This is a genomic window from Bradyrhizobium sp. CCBAU 51753, assembly GCF_015291565.1.
Lineage (GTDB): Bacteria > Pseudomonadota > Alphaproteobacteria > Rhizobiales > Xanthobacteraceae > Bradyrhizobium > Bradyrhizobium ivorense.
In genome coordinates this window covers 4,778,061-4,797,748 of the sequence record NZ_CP030037.1, presented here as the reverse complement: position 1 = coordinate 4,797,748, position 19,688 = coordinate 4,778,061, and the positions used below count along the sequence as shown (strand labels likewise).

The following is a 19,688-nucleotide window of genomic DNA, read 5'->3' as shown; positions in this document are numbered from 1 at the left end:
TACACCTGCCTGTCAATCGCCCGTTGCGGCTTTGATTCTTGGTAGTTGGATTTCTGGTTGATCGTTGGTCGTTTCTGCCGGTGCGCTGGTCGGCTCACCCGGCGGATTTTTTTCAAGTTTTTGCTCGTTCGGTTCCGGCGTGGCCTCCGGTCGCTGCGCGCCGTCGGGCTTCGCCGCCTGCCCCGAGACGGCAAACCGCAGCCGCATCCAGGCGCCGCGCTGGCCGTCGCGGAAGTCCGACGCGTCCTTGAGCTCGATGCGGCCGCCATGGTCCTCGAGGACGCGGCCGACGATCGCAAGCCCGAGGCCGGTGCCCTTGGCCCGCGTCGTGACATAGGGCTCGAGCAGCCGCGCGCGGGCGACCTTGGGCAGGCCGATGCCGTTGTCGACGACGTCGATCAGGATGTCGTCGTTCTCGCGCTGCGCCACCACGTCGATCCGGCCCTTGCCAAGTTCCTCGGGCGGCACCTGCTCGATCGCCTCGGTGGCGTTCTTGATGATGTTGGTCAGCGCCTGCGAGATCAGCCGGCGGTCGAATTGCGCGGGCAGCGGGTCTTGCCTGATATCGGCCTCGATGTCGAGGTCGGGATTGGCGACCTTCATCAGGAACACCGCCTGCTTCACCACGTCGGCGACGTCCTCGCCCTCCATCACGGGCTTCGGCATGCGCGCAAAGCGCGCGAACTCGTCGACCATCCGCCTGATATCGTCGACCTGGCGCACGATGGTGTCGGTGCACTGGTCGAAGATCGACTTGTCCTTCTCCTCGGTGATGGTCTTGCCGAACCTACGCTTGATGCGCTCGGCGGAGAGCTGGATCGGGGTCAGCGGATTCTTGATCTCGTGGGCGATGCGGCGGGCGACGTCGCCCCAGGCCGAGGTGCGCTGCGCCGATACCAGCTCGGTGATGTCGTCGAGGGTGATGATGTAGTTGTCGCGTGACTGGCTGGTCGGCTCGGCGGAGATCCGCACCGAGAGATTGCGCTCGTGGCCGTCGCGGTTGATGGTGATTTGGCCCTGCACCAGCCGCTGGGTGCCCTCCCGCGCGGTCTTCATCATCTCGTCGAGCTCGGGCAGCACGTCCGACAGCGGATGATCCAGCGTCTCGGATTCGGCGTGCCCGATCAGCTTCTCGGCCGAACGGTTGAGGATGCCGACGCTGCCTGAGGCATCGACGCCGATGATGCCGGCGGAGGCCGAGGACAGCACCGCCTCGATGAAGCGGCGGCGACTGTCGATCAGCTCGCTGGCGTTGACGAGCTCGTCGCGCTGGGTGCGCAGCTCCTGCGTCATGTTGTTGAAGGTCTGGCCGAGCTGGGCAAGGTCGCCCTCGGATTTGACCACCGGCACCTGGACATGCAGGTCGCCGGTCGAGACCTGGTTGGCCGCGCTCATGATGTTGCGGATCGGCTCCACCAGCCAGTTGGCGAAATTCAGCCCGATCAGCACCGAGGCCATCAGGATGGTGAGCGCGATCACCGCGAACATCAGCGCGAAGGTGACCTGGATGCCGAGCCGGCGCGATTCGATCTCGGCATATTCGGCGACGCTAGTCTGGGTCTGTTTCAGCTGCCCGACCACGTTGGGGTCGAGCAGGCGCGCGACGTAGAGGAACACGCCGTCGAAATTGCGCAAGCGCACCACGGCGGCGACATAGTTCTCCTCCGGAAACACCGAGATTTCCGGCTTGTTCTCGCCGATATCGTCGAGCAGTTCCTTCGGCGGCGTCGCAAACACCTGGGTGGCGCCGGTCGGCGCCGTCACGACGGGCTTGCCGTCCCGGTCGAGCAGCATCGCCCCCGGCAGGTTGCGCGCGATGGCACCCGAGGTCAAAAGCTGCAGGAAGGTCAGCCGGTCCTGATCGAACAGCGGCCGGGAATTGGCGAGGTCGCTGGCCATCGCCAGGATGTCGCCATTGATCAGCTGGGCGTGCTCATAGGTATAGGCGCGGGCCACGCTCAGCGAGTTCTGGATCGCCTCCCGGGTCGGCCCCGAGAACAGCCGATCCAGGCCGCGGTCGAGGGTGACGTTGGCGACGACCGCCACCAGCACCGCCGGCAGCACCGCGATGATCGAGAACAGGCTGACGATCTGGACATGCAGCCTGGCTGCGGCCCGGCCACGGCGGCGGGCCTGGATCACGTCCCAGACCTCGCGGGCAATGATCCCCATCAGCAGCAGGATCGAGGCCGCGTTGATCACCAGGAAGGAGTAGACCACCGGCTTGGTGGGCTCGATCGGGGTCAGACCGCTCAGCACCACGAAGGTCAGCATCGCCGACAGCAGCGCCGTGGCCGCGGCGAACGGCGCCAGCCATCGCCGCAAGCCAAAACCCTTCGGCTCGGCAGCGGGGGACGTGTCTATGGTCGAGGCCGTGGTCTCTGCGCTGGTCATACCGGCAATTGAGCTGGAAGCGTTCGCCCGCAGGACTTGCGGACTGATGCAATCATATCACAATGTTGCCGAATTGCGACATTTCCGCGGCGCAAAGATCGGCGCGGACGCGTGTTCCCAACACCATTTGTGACGAAAGCATAACCGTGGGTGAGAATAGCCGCGGAAGTCATTCAGGCGATGGGCTAAACGGCCGCGGTCGGTCCGGGGAACGCTAGCGCGACCGCCGGGATTCCCCGGACGCAGATCATGGCCACGTTCGTTTTCGTGAGGGGTCGCCCGATGCAGCGGATGAAAGCGACCACGGCCTCTCCGGACCGGAAGAACAGCAGGCACAATGCCCCAACCGGGCCTATCCAGGAAAAGGCAGGGTCGCCTATACACTACGTCCATGGGCCCAGTGCGCCGATCAACTAAGAGAGACCTGCATGTCCGACGTCGAGACCAAACCGACCATGACGACGATCATTCTGATCGCCATCCTCGTGCTCAACGTTTTGGGAATCGGTCTTTCTGAAGTTCAGCGCAGGCAACTCGGGCAGCAAAGCTTCCTGGCCACACTCGAGCTCCGGGACATCGAGAAACAACGGCTTGAGCAACAGGCTACGGAACTGAATCGTCTCTACGGTCTCGTTGCCAACATCGACCAACGGATCAGCAAAGTGCAAGCTGCGGTTGAGAATGCGGAATTGGCGCACCTCAACAGTCTTGTCACCAACGTCGACCAGCGTATCAACAAAGTGCAGACGGCGCTCGAATCTGGCCCGCTCGCCCTTCAGGTAAAGGACATCCAGGCGCGTATAAATGCTGTCCAGATCAAATTGGACCAAGCACCTGCCGGCAAATAGCCGTTCCGGACGCTATTCCCCGGCGGCGGAGCGCGCCTCGCCGGCCTTGCCTACCCGCCGCTGCGGTAGACCTGGATGTCGAGGTCGCGGATCTTCTTGCGCAGCGTGTTGCGGTTCAGTCCGAGCAGGTCGGCCGCCCGGATCTGGTTGCCGCGCGTCGCCGCCAGCGCCGCGGTCAACAGCGGCACCTCGATCTCCTTGAGGATGCGGTGATAGAGGCCCGGCGGCGGCACGCCATTCGGGAAGCCGGAGAAATGCGAGGACAGATAGGCCTCGACCGCGCCGCCGAGATTGTCGACGCCGACGCTCGCCGTGCTGCCCGCGGTGACCGCCGGTGGCGCCAGTTCGCCGTCGATCACCGAGCCGGTGATGACATCCTGCGGATAGAGCGCAGCCAGGCGTCGGGCGAGGTTTTCCAGCTCGCGGACGTTGCCGGGCCAGCGATGCTGCTTCAGCCGTTCCAGCGCCTGGGCATCGAGCTTCTTCGGCGGCAGGCCGTCCTTCTCCGCGAGCGCGAAGAAGTGCCTGATCAGGTCGGGCAGGTCCTCGATCCGCTCGCGCAGCGGCGGCAGCCGCAGCGGCACGACGTTGAGGCGGAAGAACAGGTCTTCCCGGAACAGCCCCTGCTGGATCAGGATGCGCAGATCCTTGTTGGAAGCGGCGACGATCCGCACGTCGGTCTTGATCGGGGTGCGGCCGCCGACCGTAGTGTATTCGCCCTGCTGCAGCACGCGCAGCAGCCGGGTCTGCGCCTCCATCGGCATGTCGCCGATTTCGTCCAGGAACAGCGTGCCCCCCTCGGCCTGCTCGAAGCGGCCGGAGGCGCGGGTGTTGGCGCCGGTGAACGCGCCGCGCTCATGGCCGAACAGTTCCGACTCGATGAGGTCGCGCGGGATCGCCGCCATGTTGACCGCGACGAACGGGCCGTTGCGGCGCCTGCCGTAATCGTGCAGCGCGCGGGCGACCAGCTCCTTGCCGGTGCCGGACTCGCCCGAGATCATCACGGTAAGGTCGGTCTGCATCAGCCGCGCCAGCACCCGGTAGATCTCCTGCATCGCCGGCGAGCGGCCGACCAGCGGGATCGAGTCGAACTCGTTGTCGTCGTTGGCGCTCGCGACCCGCTCCTTCGGCTCGGCCAGCGCGCGGCCGACGATGGTGATCAGCTCCTTGAGGTCGAACGGTTTCGGCAGGTACTCGTAGGCGCCGCGCTCGGAGGCGCGGATCGCGGTCATGAAGGTGTTTTGCGCGCTCATCACGATGACCGGCAGGTTCGGCCGCATCTTCTTGATCCGCGGCAGCAGGTCGAACGCGTTCTCGTCGGGCATCACCACGTCGGTGATCACGAGGTCGCCCTCGCCCTGGCTGACCCAGCGCCACAGCGTGGCGGCATTGCCGGTGAGGCGCACCTCGTAGCCAGCGCGCGACAGCGCCTGGTTCAGGACGGTCCGGATGGCGGTGTCGTCGTCGGCGACAAGTATGCTACCTGCAGGCATTGTTGTTCCTCATCGTGCATCCTGAGAGGCAGGCGACGGCGTACCCGGAACGTCATCGCGGTTGCTGTGATCGTGTTGCTTGGCGGCGCTGTACATCGGCATCAGCACGCGGAACGTGGTTTTCCGCGGCTGCGACTCGCATTCGATGATGCCGCCATGATCGCCGATGATCTTTGCGACCAGCGCGAGCCCGAGCCCGCTGCCGGTCTGCTTGGTGGTGACGAAAGGATCGAACAGGTTCGGCAGCAGGTCTTCCGGCACGCCCGAGCCATTGTCCTTGACGCAGAACTCCAGCGGCAGCGAGACCCGCGATTTCTTGCCGGGGACCGACAGCCGCACGCCTGGCCGGAACGCCGTGGTGAGCTGGATCTCGGCGTCGGTGCCGAGATCGGCGACCGCTTCGGCCGCGTTCTTCACCAGATTGAGGAACACCTGGATCAGCTGATCCTGGTTGGCCAACACCGGCGGCAACGACGGATCGTAGTCCTCGATGAAGCGGACATTGCGGGCAAAGCCTGATTGCGCCAGCCGCTTCACATGGTCGAGCACGGAATGAATGTTGACCGGTCCGCGCGCCACCGGGCGGTCGTCGCCGAACACCTCCATGCGGTCGACCAGGGTGACGATGCGATCGGCCTCGTCGCAGATCAGGCGGGTCAGCAGCCGGTCCTCGGAAGACGCCTGCTGCTCCAGGAGCTGCGCGGCGCCGCGGATGCCCGACAGCGGATTCTTGATCTCATGCGCCAGCATGGCGGCGAGCGCGATCACCGAGCGCGCGGCGCTGCGATGGGTGAGCTGGCGGTCCATCTTGTCGGCGATGGTGCGCTCCTGCAGCATCACCACGATATGGCCAGGCCGCTCGGTCAGCGGGGCGACGTGGAGATCGACCTGGCGATCACCACCGATCCTGGGCGTGCCGAGGTCGACCTTGTATTCGTTGACCGGCGAGCCTGATGTCCGCACCTGCTCGATCAGCGCGAGCAGCGGGCTGCCGAACGGCACCAGCTCCTTGAGCGACTGCCGGCGCAGGAACTGCGTCGAGATTTCAAAGAAGGATTCGGCGGCGATGTTGGCATCGACGATCCGCCCGTCGGGGGCGACCAGCAGCACCGGGTTGGGCAGCGCATTGAGGATTGCCTCGCCATCGGTGGGTATTGGCCTGCGAAAGTCCATGGCTGACGTCATGCGGCAGCGCTCCAGGCAAAGTCGTCGTAGGCCTCATCGAGCGAGCGATGCACGCTCGACGGTTCTTCCGAGGTCAGGATCTTCTGCCGCCAGCTCTTCAACGTTGCGGCCGGCGCGCAGCTATAGGCGGCCGCGACCTCGAGCGCCCAGCCGAGATGCTTGCGGGCATGCTTGAGCCCGACGCGGAGGCCGTAATGGCTGCAGACCTCGTCATAGAGAGCGCGGACATGCTTGAGCTGCTCGGCCAGCGGCGGTGCGGTCTCGGCGATGCCGGTCTCGAGCCGGCGGCCGACCTGCCCCGGCAGCCAGGGCTGTCCCTGCGCGCCGCGGCCGATCATGACGGCATCGGCGCCGGACTGCTCGAGCGCCGTGACGGCCTTATCGAAGGTGGTGACGTCGCCATTGACCACCACCGGGACTGCGACGGCGTCCTTGACCGCCCGGATTGCCTGCCAGTCCGCCTCGCCCTTGTAGAACTGGCAGCGGGTGCGGCCGTGCACGGTGATCATCTGCACGCCGGCGCCTTCGGCGCGGCGCGCCAGCTCCGGCGCGTTGAGCGAACGGTCGTCCCAGCCGAGCCGCATCTTCAGCGTCACCGGCACCTTGACCGCCGAGATCGTCGCCTCGATCAGCGTCAGCGCATGGTCGAGGTCCCGCATCAGCGCCGAGCCGGACTGGCCGCCGGTCACGTGGCGGGCCGGGCAGCCCATGTTGATGTCGATGATGTCGGCGCCGGCGGTTTCCGCAATGCGGGCGCCCTCCGCCATCCAGCGGGTCTCGCAGCCGGCGAGCTGCACCACATGCGGGCCGATCCCGGCCGCTTCGCAGCGCAACTTCGACATCGGCTTGCCGTTCACCAGATCGTCGCTGGCGGTCATCTCCGAGACCACCAATCCGGCGCCCAGGGCCGCCGTGAGTCGGCGGAAGGGCGCATCGGTAATGCCGGACATCGGCGCGAGGAGAACCCGGTTGGCGACGGCAATATCGCCGATCTTCAACGGGTTACGAGCTACACTTTGCACGCCGGTCACGGCTGTCTCGAAGTTGGGTCGGCCACGTCATTGCAGCCGACATTGTTTATTTTGCGCACAATTCTTGTGCAGTCAAGGTTCTTGCCTACAGTTTAGACAATTCTACCACCGACGCAAGTGCACTGCAACAAAATCTGCTTTTCCCACAGCTAGCTGGAAACGCTCTGTTCTTGCGCACAGGGCATGGTAAGGGCTGTGCGCGACTGTGACGTCGCCCTCTCCTCACCCCAGATTCGTCTGTCATTGGTTCAACATGCCCAAGCCTGAGCGTACCGCAGCCATTCTTGTCGCAGCCGGCCGAGGCCTGCGCGCCGGCGCGGGCGGGCCGAAGCAGTACCGGACCATCGGCGGACAGACCGTGATCTATCGGGCCATGGAGGCGTTCTCCGGGCATCCTGACGTGTTCGCCGTCCAGCCGGTGGTCAACCCGGATGACGCCGCGCTGTTTAACGATGCGGTCGCTGGCCTCCGCCACCAGCCGCCAACCCCGGGCGGCGCTACCCGCCAGGCCTCCGTGCATGCGGGGCTCGAGGCGCTCGCGAGTGAGAAGCCCGATATCGTGCTGATCCACGATGCCGCACGCCCCTTCGTCACGTCGGCGGTGATCTCGCGCGCGATCGCGGCCGCCGGCCGCACCGGTGCTGCGATCCCGGTGATTCCGGTCACCGATACCATCAAGCTTACCGGCAATGCCGGCGACGTCGAGGCGACGCCGGAGCGCGCGCGGCTGCGGATCGCGCAGACGCCACAGGCCTTTCGCTTTGACGTGATACTGGAGGCGCATCGTCGCGCGGCACGCGAGGGCCGCAGCGATTTCACCGACGATGCAGCGCTTGCGGAATGGGCGGGATTGACGGTTGCGACATTTGAAGGTGATCCTGCCAACATGAAACTCACCACTCCCGAAGATTTCGTGCGCGAGGAAGCGCGGCTCGCGAGCCAGCTCGGCGACATCAGGACCGGCACCGGCTACGACGTGCATGCCTTCGGCGACGGCGACCATGTGATGATCTGCGGCGTGCGTGTGCCGCACACCAAGGGCTTTCTCGCCCATTCTGACGGCGACGTCGGGCTGCATGCGCTGGTCGACGCGATCCTCGGCGCACTGGCCGACGGAGACATCGGCTCGCACTTCCCGCCAAGCGATGCCAAGTGGAAGGGCGCCTCCTCCGATCAGTTTTTGAAATATGCCGTCGAGCGCGTCACCGCGCGCGGCGGGCGGATCGCCAATCTCGAGGTGACGATGATCTGCGAGCGGCCGAAGATCGGCCCGCTGCGCGACACCATGCGGGCGAAGATAGCGGAGATCTCCGGCGTTCACATCTCGCGGGTGGCGGTGAAGGCGACCACCAGCGAGCGGCTCGGCTTCACCGGCCGCGAGGAAGGTATTGCGGCGACGGCGAGCGCAACGATACGTCTCCCCTGGGACGATAAAGGCTGGAGTGCCTGACATGGGCGGCAGCGACGCTCGTGCCCTCTCCCGCTCGCTGCTCGACCTGTGCCGGATGCGCAAGCTGACCATCGCGACCGCCGAATCCTGCACCGGCGGCCTGGTCGCCGGCGCGCTGACCGACATCCCCGGCTCGTCCGACGTGATCGACCGCGGCTTCGTCACCTATTCCAACGAAGCCAAGCGGGTCATGCTCGGGGTCAAGGCGGCAACGCTCGAGACCTTTGGCGCGGTCAGCAAGGAAACCGCGACTGCGATGGCGATCGGCGCGCTGGAAAAAGCCGGCGTCGACCTCGCGGTCTCCATCACCGGCATCGCCGGGCCCGGCGGCGCCACGCCAGGCAAGCCGGTGGGTCTCGTGCACTTTGCTGTTGCCGCGCGCGACGGCCGCATCATTCACCGCGAGCAGCGGTTTGGCGCGATCGGCCGCAGCGCGGTGCGCCAGCGCTCGGTGGTCGAGGCGTTGCGCATGCTGATGGAGCTGGCGCGCCCGCCGCAAGCGGCAAAGCCGCGTCGCGAGGCCGTCAGCCGGCTGCGGCCGCGGGTGGCGCGCTCGCCGCGCAGTCACGCCGCCAAGCGGCGCCGGACGCCGCGCGGATGAATGCGCAACGGCCGGTAGCGAGACCGGCCATTCGATGTCCGACCCGTCCTTGATTCAAGTCAGGTTCTTGCGGCGCTCGAGCTCCGCCGCAGTCGGCGTCTCGAATTCGAACGAGCCGGTCTTCACCTCGCCATCCGGAACGTATTTGGCATAGATGATGCCGGACGGCAGGACCTGCGATGACACCAACTTCAGATTGCCCGGCTGGCCGCTGTCGCCGAACAGGCGCTTGCCCTTGCCGAGGATCAGCGGCGCAATGAACACATTGACCTCATCGACCAGGCCTTCGGCGAACAGCGTCTTGAGGAAGTCGCTCGAGCCTTGCGTGAGAAGATCAGGGCCGTCGGATTGCTTCAGCTGTTTCAGTGCGGCGACGACGTCGGTCCCCAATGTCTCGCTGTTCCGCCAGCTCAGTTGGCGGCCGGCATCGCGGGTGGCGACGTATTTGGTGATGCGGTCGAAGACCGGGCCGATTGGATCGTTCTTGTCGACATAGGGCCAATGCGCGGCGAAAATGTCGTAGGTCTTGCGGCCGAGCAGCAGGTCGAATGGATTGGCCAGCATCTGGCCGATCACCTCGCCGGTCTTCTCATCGACAAGCGGGGCGAACCAGCCGCCGAAACGGAAACCGCCGATCGGATCTTCCTCCGGGCCGCCCGGCGACTGCATGACGCCGTCGAGGCTGATGAAGGCGCCGACAACAATCTTTCTCACTTCAAGCTCCTTGCGTGATCATGGTCTGATGGCCCGAGGACGAACGCGATAGGCCGGAGCCGACAAGGGTCGCAAAATTCTTTGCAGCGTGCTGCGAGCGCCGCAGTTGCCGCGCGGATGACGCGCTGTCGCGCCAAAGCCGATCTCATGCCAAACATGTTAACTGCAACCCAGAGTCGCCGACCCGGGGCGCAACTTTGACGTTGCTTCGCCGTTTTCCCATGTCCAACCTGCGGCATTCCAACCGCAAATCCACAACAAGGAGAAAAATTGATGAAGTTGGGAACGTTGGTCGTGGCCAGCATCACCGCCGGTGCCATGACACTGTCGACTGTTGTCCCCTCGGTTGCCGCTCCGCTCGCTCCGGCACGTTTGCAGGATCAGCCTACCTCCGTTCAGCAGGTGCAGTACCGGCACTATCATGGCGGCGGCCCGCGCTACGGCTACCGCGGCGGTGGTTATCGCGGCGGATATCACCACCACGGTGGCGGCGGAAATGCCGGCGCGGTGATCGGCGGTCTTGCGGTCGGCGCGATCATCGGCGGTGCGATTGCCGCAAGCCAGGCCAAGGCCAACAACGACGCCTATTGCTCCCAGCGCTTCCGCTCCTACGACCCGGCCTCCGGCACCTACATCGCATCCGGCGGCGTGCGCCGTCCCTGCCCGTAAGGCAATGCAAGGGCATTTTGCCTTGTAGTTTACGGTTGCGATGCCCCCTCTCCCGTCATTGCGAGGAGCGACAGCGACGAAGCAATCCATCCATCAGCGTACGCGGAGATGGATTGCTTCGCGGAGCCTGTCATCGGGCGCGCGTTCGCGCGACCCGTTGGCTCGCAATGACGTTGAGAGATTTATGAAGCGACCGGCTTGCCGTAGATGTGGTCCGCCCGCTTCTCGAACGCTCCGGCGAAACGGCCGAACGCGGCGTCGAACATCGAGCCCATCAGCATCGCCAGCATCCGGTTCTTGAATTCGTAATTCAGGAAAAAGCCGACGTCGCACTCGGCGTCCGACTTCGGCTCGAAGGTCCAGCGATTCTCCAGATTGCTGAACGGACCGCGCAGATATTCGACCAGGATTTTCAGATTGGGCCGGTCGAGCGTTACCTTGCTGGTAAAAGTTTCCCGCACCAGCTTGAAGGAAACAGTCATGTCGGCCACCACGATCTCGGTGCCGTCGTCCTTCGGTGTGCGCTGACGGATCTTCAGCGCCTGGCACAGCGGCACGAATTCCGGATAGCGCTCGACGTCGGCGACCAGATCGAACATTTGCGCGGCGGCGTGACGAACCCGCCGCTTGCTTTGGAATCGCGGCATGATCTAGCGGCCGCGGGCGACGCGGGCCGCCTGCAGCCTGGCGAAATCCTCGCCGGCATGATGCGACGAGCGGGTCAGCGGGCTCGCCGACACCATCAGAAAACCCTTGGTATAGGCGACCCGCTCATAGCCGGCGAATTCATCCGGCGGCACGTAGCGCATCACGGCGTGATGCTTGCGGGTCGGCTGCAGATACTGGCCGATGGTGAGGAAATCGACGTCGGCCGAGCGCAGATCGTCCATCACCTGCAGCACCTCGTGCCGCTCCTCGCCGAGGCCGACCATGATGCCCGACTTGGTGAAGATGGTCGGGTCCATCTCCTTGACCCGCTGCAGCAGCCGGATCGAGTGGAAATAGCGCGCGCCGGGGCGAACCGTGAGGTAGCGCGATGGCACGGTCTCCAGATTGTGGTTGAACACGTCGGGCTTTGCCGCGACCACGCGCTCCAGCGCGCCGTCCTTGCGCAGGAAATCCGGCGTCAGGATCTCGATCGTGGTGGTCGGGCAGCGCGCGCGGATGGCGCGGATAACTTGCGCAAAATGTTCGGCGCCGCCGTCTGCGAGATCGTCGCGGTCGACCGAGGTCACCACCACATGGGTCAGGCCGAGCTTGAAGGTCGCCTCCGCGACATATTCCGGCTCATTGGTCTCGAGCGCCGCGGGCATGCCGGTCTTGACGTTGCAGAACGCACAGGCCCGCGTGCAGGTGTCGCCCATGATCATGAAAGTGGCGTGCTTCTTGTCCCAGCACTCGCCGATATTGGGGCAGCCGGCCTCCTCGCACACCGTGACGAGGCCGTTCTCCTTGACGATGCGGCGGGTGTCGGCATAGCCGCGCGAGTTCGGCGCACGGACCCGGATCCAGTCCGGCTTCGGCGGCGAGACCGCATCCGGCCGGTTCACCTTTTCGGGGTGACGCGGGCGCAACGGGGTCGTGGAGATGGTATCGACGATGGTGACCATAGGTGCCTGCAAGTCGCGAGAGAACCTTAGCTAATCCGTGTTGACGCGGCCTGCAACCCGGCGCCCGACCCTAGCAGAGCGGCCGGAATATTGGCAGTCTCCTGCCCTGTTCCGCCGCGATTCCCACCTGAAAATGGCTCAAAAACCGCAATCGACCACGGCGACCGCGCCGCGCCTCGGCAAGCCGCTGAAACGCTCGTTCTTTGACCGCAGCGTGCACGAGGTCGCGCCCGACCTGATCGGCGCGACCTTCCTGGTCGGCGGCGTCGGCGGCATCATCGTCGAGGTTGAGGCCTACCACCACACCGAACCGGCGGCCCATTCGTTCAACGGGCCGACCCCGCGCAACCAGGTAATGTTCGGACCGCCCGGCTTCTCCTACGTCTATCGCTCCTATGGCATCCATTGGTGCGTGAACTTCGTCTGCGAGAAGGCCGGCTCGGCCAGCGCGGTGCTGATCCGCGCGCTGGAGCCGACCCATGGCCTCGCCGCGATGCGCAAGCGGCGCGGGCTGGACGATGCGCGGGCGCTGTGCTCGGGACCCGGCAAGCTCTGCGAGGCGCTCGGCATCAGCATTGCCCACAGCGAGCTGCCGCTCGACCGTCCGCCGATCGCGCTTTATGCCCGTACCGAAACGCCCGACATCGCCACCGGCGTGCGAATCGGCATCACCAAGGCGGTCGAGCTGCCCTGGCGCTATGGGGTGAAGGGATCAAAATTCCTCAGCAAGCCGTTTGCGGCCTGAGCGCGGCTGGTCAGCTCTGGTCGACGTAGACGATCCCGTAGGGATTGAACTTGAAGTCGCCGGGCTGATACGACGAGACGTGCGACAGCCGCGCCCTGTGGTCGCGCAGCACCGCTTGCAGGCCACGCTGTGCGAGCTCATCGCCGACAGTGTCCATCAGCGCAGCCACCTCGCGCTCGGTGCCGTAGCTCTTGGCGACATAGACCTCTGGCAGGCCGACGAGGTGATAGCCGACGGTTTCGGTCCAGGTGCCGTTGTCGAGCGGACGCTTGGCAAAGGCCAGGCGGCAGGCGCGGCTCGCGCCGGCATCGTCATCCGATTGCAGGGCCGCGGCCGCCTGTCGCGTCAGCTCGGCCCAGCGCGGCAGACCGTGCGCAACGCCGGCGCTCTCGCCCTTCAGCGCCGTGGCACCGGCCTTGATGACGGCATGGACCAGAAACAACGCACCGACCGAGCACGTGACCGCGTTGTCCGCGGACATCCGGGGACCCAGCACGTAGAGCACGGATTGATGGTTGACGACCGCCGACTCGTCCGCGCCGGTCCAGGCATTCGGCGCGACGCGATCCCAGGAGACGCCGAACGAGCGGGTCATGCGGGGATCCGGCTTATCCTGCGAATAGGTGGTGTCGATGCTGAAGCCGGCGGCGAACTTCTGGATCGCCAGCGAGGCGGCGTCCGACAATTGCGCGAGCTGACCTTCGCCACCGAGGAAGCAAAGCACGTGGCGCGGCTTCACCGTCGATGCGGCCGCGTGGGCCTGTTCGCCGCGAACCACCATTGGCAAGGCTCCCATCGCAATCAGCAGGTCTCTGCGGGATATCGTCATGACCGTCTCACGGCGCGGGCCAGCCGGGCGTGAACGGCCGACCTCTCGGCGTGTTGGTCGGCGGTCAGTGCGGCCGGGTTCACACCGCGTGGTGACAGACGGCCTCGACCTTGTTGCCCTCGGGATCGCGCAGGAACGCGGCATAGTACGAGGTGTGATAGTCGCGCAGGCCGGGCGCGCCGTCGTCAGTGCCGCCGGCGGCGATGCCGGCATCCCAGAAGGCGTCGACCTGGGTGCGCCACTTCGCCTTGAAGCACCAGTGGCGGCCGGACGCCTCCTCCGGCCGCGCGCCCTTGCGGATCGAGAGATAGACCCGGTCCGGATAGGCCGGCCGCGCCCGCTCGCCATAGCCGATCCAGTCATCGCGGCGGCCAACCTTGACGACGCCGAGCACCTTCATGATGGCGTCGTAGAAGCGTTCGGCGGCGGCGATGTCGGAAACCGTGATGGAGACGTGATCCAGCATCGCCCCTCGCCCGCCTTGCTAGTTGGGCATGATCCTTTCGGAAAACCGCTTCACACTTTTCCGGACCATGCCCTACGACGCCTGCTTCAGGCGCTCGATCGCTTCGAGGATTTTCGCCTTGCGCTCCAGTGCCGCCTCACGCTTTTCCTTTTCTTCCTCGACGAGCTCTTCCGGCGCGTTGGCGACGAACTTCTCGTTGGAGAGCTTTGCGTCGACCCGCTTGATGTCGGCGTCGGCCTTGCCGAGCTCCTTCTCCAGCCGCGTCCGCTCGGCGCCAAAATCGATCACGCCCTTGAGCGGCAGCGCGACGACTTCGCCGCGCACCAGCAGCTGCATCGCGCCCTCAGGCGACGCATCGGCGAAGGAAATCTCCGACAGCCGCGCCAGGCGCTTGATGGTGTCGTTCCAGCGCTGCGCGCGGTCGCGCGTCTCGTCCGACGTCGTCACGATCACCAGCGGCGTCAGCGTCGACGGCGGGATGTTCATCTCCGCCTTCACCGAGCGCATCGTTGTGACGAGGTCGACCACCCAGCCGATCTCGGCCTCCGCGGCGGGATCGCTGAAATCGTCGGCGTCGAGCGCTGCGATGATGGGTGGAATGATCTCGCCGGCCGGGCCGGGCGCGGCCATCGCGGCAAGCTCCATCTCGGTCATCGCGGCCTTGCGCGGCCACGGCGCCAGCACCAGCAGGCTGTCGCGCTGGGCCGTCACCGCCCACAGTTCCTCGGAGATGAAGGGCATGAACGGATGCAGCAGTTTGAGAATCTCGTCGCGGGTCCAGGCGATCATGGCGCGGGTCTCGGCCTTGGCGGCGCCCTCCTCGCCCATCAGCACCGGCTTTGCCAGCTCGAGATACCAGTCGCAGAACACGTTCCAGACGAAGCGGTAGATCGCGCCGGCGGCATCGTTGAAGCGATAGCCCTCGATCGCCTCGGTCACCTCGCGGGTGGCGCGCGAGGTCTCGTGCGCGATCCAGCGGTTCAACGTTTCCTTCAGGGTATCCTTGGCGCCCTTGGGATCGAAACCATCCGGCTTCACGCACTCGTTCATTTCGGCGAAGCGGCACGCGTTCCAGAACTTGGTCGCAAAATTGCGGTTGGTCTCGACCAGGTGCGGCGACAGGCGGATGTCATGGCCCTGCGCCGCCTCGCGGGTCAGCGCGAAGCGCAGCGCGTCGGCGCCGTATTCGTCGATCACGCCGAGCGGGTCGATGACGTTGCCCTTCGACTTCGACATCTTGGCGCCCTTCTCGTCGCGGACGAGACGGTGGATGTAGACGGTCGAGAACGGCGCCTGCTTCATGAAATGCAGGCCCATCATCATCATGCGGGCGACCCAGAAGAAGATGATGTCGAAGCCGGTCACCAGCGTGTCGGTCGGGTAATAGCGCGCGACCTCCGGCGTCTCGTCCGGCCAGCCCAGCGTCGAGAACGGCCACAGCGCCGAGGAGAACCAGGTGTCGAGCACGTCCTCGTCGCGGGTGATGAAGCCTTCGCGCTTGGCGGGATCGGTTGCCATCTCGTGGCCCTGCTCCGGCGTGATGACCTCCTGCTCGACGTAATAGCCGAGCGCGTTGCCGACCGCCTCTTCCTCGGTTTCGGCGACGAACACCTTGCCGTCCGGCCCGTACCAGGCCGGGATTTGATGGCCCCACCAGAGCTGGCGCGAGATGCACCAGGGCTGGATGTTCTCCATCCACTCGAAATAGGTCTTTTCCCAGTTCTTCGGCACGAACGTGGTGTCGCCGGAACGCACCGCCGCGATCGCCGGCTGTGCCAGCGTGTGCGCGTCGACGTACCACTGGTCGGTCAGATAGGGCTCGATCACGACGCCGGAGCGGTCGCCATGCGGCACCATGTGGGTGTTGGGCTCGATCCGCTCCAGGAAGCCGAACTCCTCCAGCCGCGTCACGATCTTCTTGCGCGCGGCGAAACGCTCGATCCTGTCGAACTCCGCCGCGAACTCGGCGGATCCTTCGGGAAGGCCGCGCAGATAATCCTCGTTGTCGACCAGGCTGAGGCAGCCCTCCTGGTCGAGCACGCTGATCTGCGGCAGGCCGTGGCGCTTGCCGATCTCGAAATCGTTGAAGTCGTGCGCCGGCGTCACCTTGACCGCGCCGGACCCCTTCTCCGGATCGGAATAGTCGTCGGCGACGATCGGGATCCTGCGGCCGACCAGCGGCAGGATGACGTGCTGGCCGACCAGCGCGGTGTAGCGCTCGTCGTCCGGATGCACTGCAACGGCGGTATCGCCGAGCATGGTTTCCGGGCGCGTGGTCGCGACCACGATGAACGACTTCGGATCCTCAGGGCTGAAGGTCCGGCCCTCGATCGGATAGCGCAGGTACCAGAGATGGCCCTTGACCTCGACCTGCTGCACCTCGAGATCGGAGATCGCGGTCAGCAGTTTCGGGTCCCAGTTGACCAGCCGCTTGTCCTTGTAGATCAGGCCATCGCGGTGCAGCTCGACGAACACCTTCACGACGGCGCGCGACAGCCCCTCGTCCATCGTGAAGCGCTCGCGCGACCAGTCGCAGGAGGCGCCGAGGCGCTTCAGCTGGTTGACGATGGTGCCGCCGCTCTCCGCCTTCCACTGCCAGACCCGCTCGAGGAATTTGCCGCGGCCCATGTCGCGGCGGCCCGGCTCCTGCCGCTCCATCAGCTGCCGCTCGACCACCATCTGGGTCGCGATGCCGGCATGGTCGGTGCCGGGCTGCCACAGCACGTCGCGGCCGCGCATCCGCTCGAACCGGCACAGGATGTCCTGCAGGGTGTTGTTGAGGGCGTGGCCCATATGCAGCGAACCGGTGACGTTCGGCGGCGGGATCACGATAGTGAAAGGCGCAGCGTCCTGGCGTTCCGGCCGTCCGGCCTTGAACGCACCGCTGTCCTCCCAAAGCTGGGACATCCGGCGCTCGATATCGGCGGGCTGGTAGTTCTTCTCGATCATGACACTGCAATTTGGGAATGTGGAAACGGCTAGAAAGCCGCCCGAACGCACCGAGTCAACCGGACCGGCGCACGGAAACGGCAATTAGGGCATTTTGGGGTGGCTGAATGAGGGCCGGATAGCCCCGTTCCCGGGGCGCGGGGTTTCAGCGCCCGCGCGAGACCCGCTCGATCTCGGCCTTGACGATCCGCTCGACCAGCCCGGGCAGGTTGTCATCCAGCCAGGCTTTCAGCATCGGTCGCAGCATCTCCTTGACCAGATCCTCGAGCGTCCGCGCATTGTTGCTCAGCACGGTATTGGCCAGCGAGTTGAAGGCGGATTCGACCGCCCGCATCGTGGTTCCCGAGATGATCGGCTGGATCGTCGCGGGGTCGACCGGCGGCGGCTCGCGGACTGGCTCGCGTACCGGCTCACGAACTGATTCTTGGACCGGCGCACGGCTCCGCACCGACGGGTCGGTGAACTCGACGTCGTCTTCGGGCTCGACCTTGCGGAACGAAGGCGCGGGCGCCGGATCCGGCAGCGCCATCTCGTCGGTGAGCTCGAACACGTCAGCTTCCGGTTGTGGCGGCGATGGCCTGATCTCCGACGCCGGCGTTGCTTGGTCGAGGCTGGCCAACAGCGAATCGATATCGTCCTGGCTGTTGCTCGGCGCTGCTGCGGGCGCAGGCGGCACCGGTTTTGGCGCGGGCGCGGCGGCCTTCGCAGCCGGAGCCGGCGGCGGGCTGGCGGGTTTGGCGGCTGGCGGCTCGACCTTCGGCGGCGGCGCGGCGGCCGCCGGTTTCTCGGCCGCGGCCGGCTTCGCCTCGTCGTCGGCAATGATGCGACGGATCGACGCCAGAATCTCCTCCATCGAGGGCTCTTGGACCTTTGCAGGTTGCGTCATGTCCGACTCCACATCGAAACCATTTTACATCAAGCCCGAGAGGATTCGCTGGTTCCGATGATGCGGGCCGAGATTTTCGTCGCTCCCGCCCCGACTTGTCCCCAGATCAAGCCCGCCCGAGGCCTTCGCGCAGCCTCGTGTCGCTCGTTGCGTCCGCTGCACCAACATCATGGCCCTGCCGCGAATCGCCTTGCTGCCCAGCATAACGGTAAGTCAGCCTTTATCGATTGCAAGCAAACGCGCGCGCTCGCGGTCCTGATTGACACAGAACCACGAGCTTAAGCGCAACAAGCAACGTTGATGTGGCGGCTAGCGGCCGTCGGGCGTGCGGACGCCGGCCCAGCTGTCGCGCACCTGGTGGTAGTGCACGCTCGGATCGTAGACCGAGGTGGGCAGGCCCATCACTGTCGGCGACAGCCGGCCGATCGCGTTCAGCACGTTGTAGGAAGCGACGACGCGGTCGTGCTGCGCCGTGACCAGCGAGTTGCGCGCGTTGACCAGCGCCTGTTGCGCGTTGAGCACGTCGAGCGTGGTGCGCTGGCCGGCCTTGGCCTCTTCGCGCACGCCGTTCAGCGCGATCTCGGAGGCCTGCACCTGCGCCTGCGCCGAGGCCACCTGCGACTTGCCGGCGATCAGCTGGCCCCAGAAGGTGACGACGTTGGCGCGGGCCTGGTCCCGGGTCTGCTCCAGCACCAGGCGCTGCTGCGCCAGCGATTCCTTGGACTGCCTGATCAGCGCATATTCGGTGCCGCCCTGGTAGATCGGCACGGACAGTTGCACCGACGTCAACGCGTTGAAAGCGCGCTGCGTCAGCAAGGTTTGCTCGTATTGCTGCGTCACCTGGGTCGACAGCGTGACGGTCGGGAGCAGTGCGCCCTCGGCGATCTTGGTCTGCAGGAAGTTGACGTCGACGCCGAACATCGCTGCGGTGACGTTCGGATTCTGGGTCAGGCCGAGATCGACCGCGGCGGCCAGCGTCGACGGCAGGAAGCGGTCCACCGGCGATCCCGGCGCGAGATTGGTCGGCTCGCTGCCGATGATGCGGCGGAAGTTGGAACGCGTCGTCGTGAGATTGGCTTCGGCGGTGAGCTGCTGCGTCCTGCCGGCTGCGAGCTGGGCTTCGGACTGCGCAACGTCGGTCCGGGTCACTTCGCCGACATTGAAGCGGTCCTGGGTCTGCTTCAGGGTCTGCTCCAGCACGCGGGTGTTGCTGCGCTGAACCTCGACGATCGCCGAATCGCGGAGATAGTCCATGTAGATCGTGGCGGCCTGCAGCAGCACGGACTGCTCCAGCACCCGCAACCCTTCGCGTGCCGACGACACCTGGCTCTCGGCCGCGCGCACCCGTTGCGGCGTTTGCGCATTGAAGAGCGGCTGGTTGACCGTGATGCCCGCGCTGCGCGGCACCGTGGGGCCGATGACCGGCTGCCCGCCCTGCCGCGAGTCGGTATATTGATAGCCCGCACTCGCGGTCAGCGCGACCTGCGGGCGATAACCTGAGAGTGCCTGCGGAACGCCTTCGTCGGTAGCCCGCACCTGCGCGCGTTGCGCGTTCAGCTGGGGATTGTTTTGGTAGGCACGCACCAGCGCGGCCTCGATTGTATCGGCGAGCGCAGGCACGGGGCCCATCTCAGCCAACAGAAGGACCGCAATCGCAGCCGCGGTGATGACCTTCACCCCACGCATCCCCAGTAATCCATCCATTTGTAGTCGCCCGGCTCATGAACATGGGCCGACCGTCGCCTCAGACGAAGTGAGTCCGGCCTCACCTTAGTCCGCGGCTAGGGGCAACGGAACTACCCCGCAACGCAAGACGGT

General features: G+C 65.7%; 17 protein-coding genes. 5 read left to right on the top strand and 12 right to left on the bottom strand.

The window, feature by feature from the left end:
- Positions 1-12: 12 nt before the first annotated feature.
- Positions 13-2,394: a PAS domain-containing sensor histidine kinase gene (locus XH93_RS21695; RefSeq protein WP_194469084.1), complete on the bottom strand. Its 2,382-nt coding sequence runs from the start codon at positions 2,392-2,394 to the stop codon at positions 13-15.
- A gap of 428 nt (positions 2,395-2,822) precedes the next feature.
- On the opposite strand from XH93_RS21695, the gene XH93_RS21690 reads away from it, so the two are divergent.
- The gene (locus XH93_RS21690) at positions 2,823-3,242 is read left to right on the top strand and encodes a hypothetical protein (protein WP_139483659.1); all 420 of its coding nucleotides are present in this window, start codon (positions 2,823-2,825) and stop codon (positions 3,240-3,242) included.
- Positions 3,243-3,292: 50 nt separating this feature from the next.
- On the opposite strand, the gene ntrC is transcribed toward XH93_RS21690, so the two are convergent.
- Genes ntrC through dusB form a run of 3 tightly spaced genes read right to left on the bottom strand, consistent with a single transcriptional unit; the run spans position 3,293 to position 6,918 of the window.
- Positions 3,293-4,735, bottom strand: coding sequence for a nitrogen regulation protein NR(I) (gene ntrC / locus XH93_RS21685; RefSeq protein WP_139483661.1), 1,443 nt, complete (start codon positions 4,733-4,735; stop codon positions 3,293-3,295).
- Between the two features lie 9 nt (positions 4,736-4,744).
- The gene (locus tag XH93_RS21680) at positions 4,745-5,920 is read right to left on the bottom strand and encodes a nitrogen regulation protein NR(II) (protein ID WP_139483663.1); all 1,176 of its coding nucleotides are present in this window, start codon (positions 5,918-5,920) and stop codon (positions 4,745-4,747) included.
- A complete protein-coding gene (gene dusB, locus XH93_RS21675; RefSeq protein WP_194475276.1) occupies positions 5,917-6,918 on the bottom strand; it encodes a tRNA dihydrouridine synthase DusB in 1,002 nt (333 codons plus the stop codon). Before dusB ends, XH93_RS21680 begins: the two co-directional genes overlap by 4 nt.
- 286 nt (positions 6,919-7,204) lie before the next feature.
- Between dusB and XH93_RS21670 the strand changes: the two genes are divergently transcribed.
- Positions 7,205-8,401, top strand: a complete 1,197-nt coding sequence (locus XH93_RS21670) for a bifunctional 2-C-methyl-D-erythritol 4-phosphate cytidylyltransferase/2-C-methyl-D-erythritol 2,4-cyclodiphosphate synthase (protein WP_194469083.1) — start codon at positions 7,205-7,207, stop codon at positions 8,399-8,401.
- A 1-nt stretch (position 8,402) separates the two neighbouring features.
- Entirely contained in the window at positions 8,403-9,002 is a 600-nt protein-coding gene (locus tag XH93_RS21665) for a CinA family protein (protein ID WP_139483666.1), read from the top strand.
- A 54-nt stretch (positions 9,003-9,056) separates the two neighbouring features.
- On the opposite strand, the gene XH93_RS21660 is transcribed toward XH93_RS21665, so the two are convergent.
- Entirely contained in the window at positions 9,057-9,716 is a 660-nt protein-coding gene (locus tag XH93_RS21660) for a dihydrofolate reductase family protein (RefSeq protein WP_194469082.1), read from the bottom strand.
- A 273-nt stretch (positions 9,717-9,989) separates the two neighbouring features.
- On the opposite strand from XH93_RS21660, the gene XH93_RS21655 reads away from it, so the two are divergent.
- Complete coding sequence (locus XH93_RS21655) at positions 9,990-10,385, top strand: BA14K family protein (RefSeq protein ID WP_139483668.1); 396 nt, start codon at positions 9,990-9,992, stop codon at positions 10,383-10,385.
- A gap of 182 nt (positions 10,386-10,567) precedes the next feature.
- Here the strand turns inward: XH93_RS21655 and XH93_RS21650 are convergent, their stop codons facing one another.
- Both XH93_RS21650 and lipA read right to left on the bottom strand, forming a co-directional pair.
- Complete coding sequence (locus XH93_RS21650) at positions 10,568-11,032, bottom strand: type II toxin-antitoxin system RatA family toxin (protein WP_139483670.1); 465 nt, start codon at positions 11,030-11,032, stop codon at positions 10,568-10,570.
- A gap of 3 nt (positions 11,033-11,035) precedes the next feature.
- The gene (lipA, locus tag XH93_RS21645) at positions 11,036-11,995 is read right to left on the bottom strand and encodes a lipoyl synthase (protein ID WP_194469081.1); all 960 of its coding nucleotides are present in this window, start codon (positions 11,993-11,995) and stop codon (positions 11,036-11,038) included.
- Positions 11,996-12,128: 133 nt separating this feature from the next.
- On the opposite strand from lipA, the gene XH93_RS21640 reads away from it, so the two are divergent.
- Positions 12,129-12,740, top strand: a complete 612-nt coding sequence (locus XH93_RS21640) for a DNA-3-methyladenine glycosylase (protein WP_194469080.1) — start codon at positions 12,129-12,131, stop codon at positions 12,738-12,740.
- Between the two features lie 10 nt (positions 12,741-12,750).
- Here XH93_RS21640 and XH93_RS21635 read toward each other — a convergent pair whose 3' ends face one another.
- From XH93_RS21635 to XH93_RS21615, 5 genes are all read right to left on the bottom strand, one after another.
- A complete protein-coding gene (locus tag XH93_RS21635) occupies positions 12,751-13,569 on the bottom strand; it encodes a hypothetical protein (RefSeq protein ID WP_194469079.1) in 819 nt (272 codons plus the stop codon).
- A 79-nt stretch (positions 13,570-13,648) separates the two neighbouring features.
- Complete coding sequence (locus tag XH93_RS21630; RefSeq protein ID WP_194469078.1) at positions 13,649-14,035, bottom strand: VOC family protein; 387 nt, start codon at positions 14,033-14,035, stop codon at positions 13,649-13,651.
- A 72-nt stretch (positions 14,036-14,107) separates the two neighbouring features.
- Positions 14,108-16,984 (bottom strand): valine--tRNA ligase, encoded by a 2,877-nt coding sequence (locus XH93_RS21625; protein ID WP_194469077.1) that lies wholly within the window; start codon positions 16,982-16,984, stop codon positions 14,108-14,110.
- A gap of 145 nt (positions 16,985-17,129) precedes the next feature.
- Positions 17,130-17,870, bottom strand: a complete 741-nt coding sequence (locus XH93_RS21620) for a PopZ family protein (RefSeq protein WP_139483683.1) — start codon at positions 17,868-17,870, stop codon at positions 17,130-17,132.
- Positions 17,871-18,179: 309 nt separating this feature from the next.
- A complete protein-coding gene (locus tag XH93_RS21615; protein WP_139483685.1) occupies positions 18,180-19,556 on the bottom strand; it encodes a TolC family outer membrane protein in 1,377 nt (458 codons plus the stop codon).
- Positions 19,557-19,688 lie beyond the last annotated feature (132 nt).

Excerpts from the sequence above, each read along its gene's own strand:
- XH93_RS21635 (WP_194469079.1), bottom strand. The coding sequence starts at position 13,569 with ATGACGATATCCCGCAGAGACCTGCTGATTGCGATGGGAGCCTTGCCA.
- XH93_RS21665 (WP_139483666.1), top strand. The coding sequence starts at position 8,403 with ATGGGCGGCAGCGACGCTCGTGCCCTCTCCCGCTCGCTGCTCGACCTG.
- XH93_RS21690 (WP_139483659.1), top strand. The coding sequence starts at position 2,823 with ATGTCCGACGTCGAGACCAAACCGACCATGACGACGATCATTCTGATC.
- XH93_RS21680 (WP_139483663.1), bottom strand. The coding sequence starts at position 5,920 with ATGACGTCAGCCATGGACTTTCGCAGGCCAATACCCACCGATGGCGAG.
- XH93_RS21620 (WP_139483683.1), bottom strand. The coding sequence starts at position 17,870 with ATGACGCAACCTGCAAAGGTCCAAGAGCCCTCGATGGAGGAGATTCTG.
- XH93_RS21625 (WP_194469077.1), bottom strand. The coding sequence starts at position 16,984 with ATGATCGAGAAGAACTACCAGCCCGCCGATATCGAGCGCCGGATGTCC.
- ntrC (WP_139483661.1), bottom strand. The coding sequence starts at position 4,735 with ATGCCTGCAGGTAGCATACTTGTCGCCGACGACGACACCGCCATCCGG.
- XH93_RS21640 (WP_194469080.1), top strand. The coding sequence starts at position 12,129 with ATGGCTCAAAAACCGCAATCGACCACGGCGACCGCGCCGCGCCTCGGC.
- XH93_RS21670 (WP_194469083.1), top strand. The coding sequence starts at position 7,205 with ATGCCCAAGCCTGAGCGTACCGCAGCCATTCTTGTCGCAGCCGGCCGA.
- XH93_RS21630 (WP_194469078.1), bottom strand. The coding sequence starts at position 14,035 with ATGCTGGATCACGTCTCCATCACGGTTTCCGACATCGCCGCCGCCGAA.
- XH93_RS21695 (WP_194469084.1), bottom strand. The coding sequence starts at position 2,394 with ATGACCAGCGCAGAGACCACGGCCTCGACCATAGACACGTCCCCCGCT.
- XH93_RS21615 (WP_139483685.1), bottom strand. The coding sequence starts at position 19,556 with ATGCGTGGGGTGAAGGTCATCACCGCGGCTGCGATTGCGGTCCTTCTG.
- XH93_RS21650 (WP_139483670.1), bottom strand. The coding sequence starts at position 11,032 with ATGCCGCGATTCCAAAGCAAGCGGCGGGTTCGTCACGCCGCCGCGCAA.
- lipA (WP_194469081.1), bottom strand. The coding sequence starts at position 11,995 with ATGGTCACCATCGTCGATACCATCTCCACGACCCCGTTGCGCCCGCGT.
- XH93_RS21655 (WP_139483668.1), top strand. The coding sequence starts at position 9,990 with ATGAAGTTGGGAACGTTGGTCGTGGCCAGCATCACCGCCGGTGCCATG.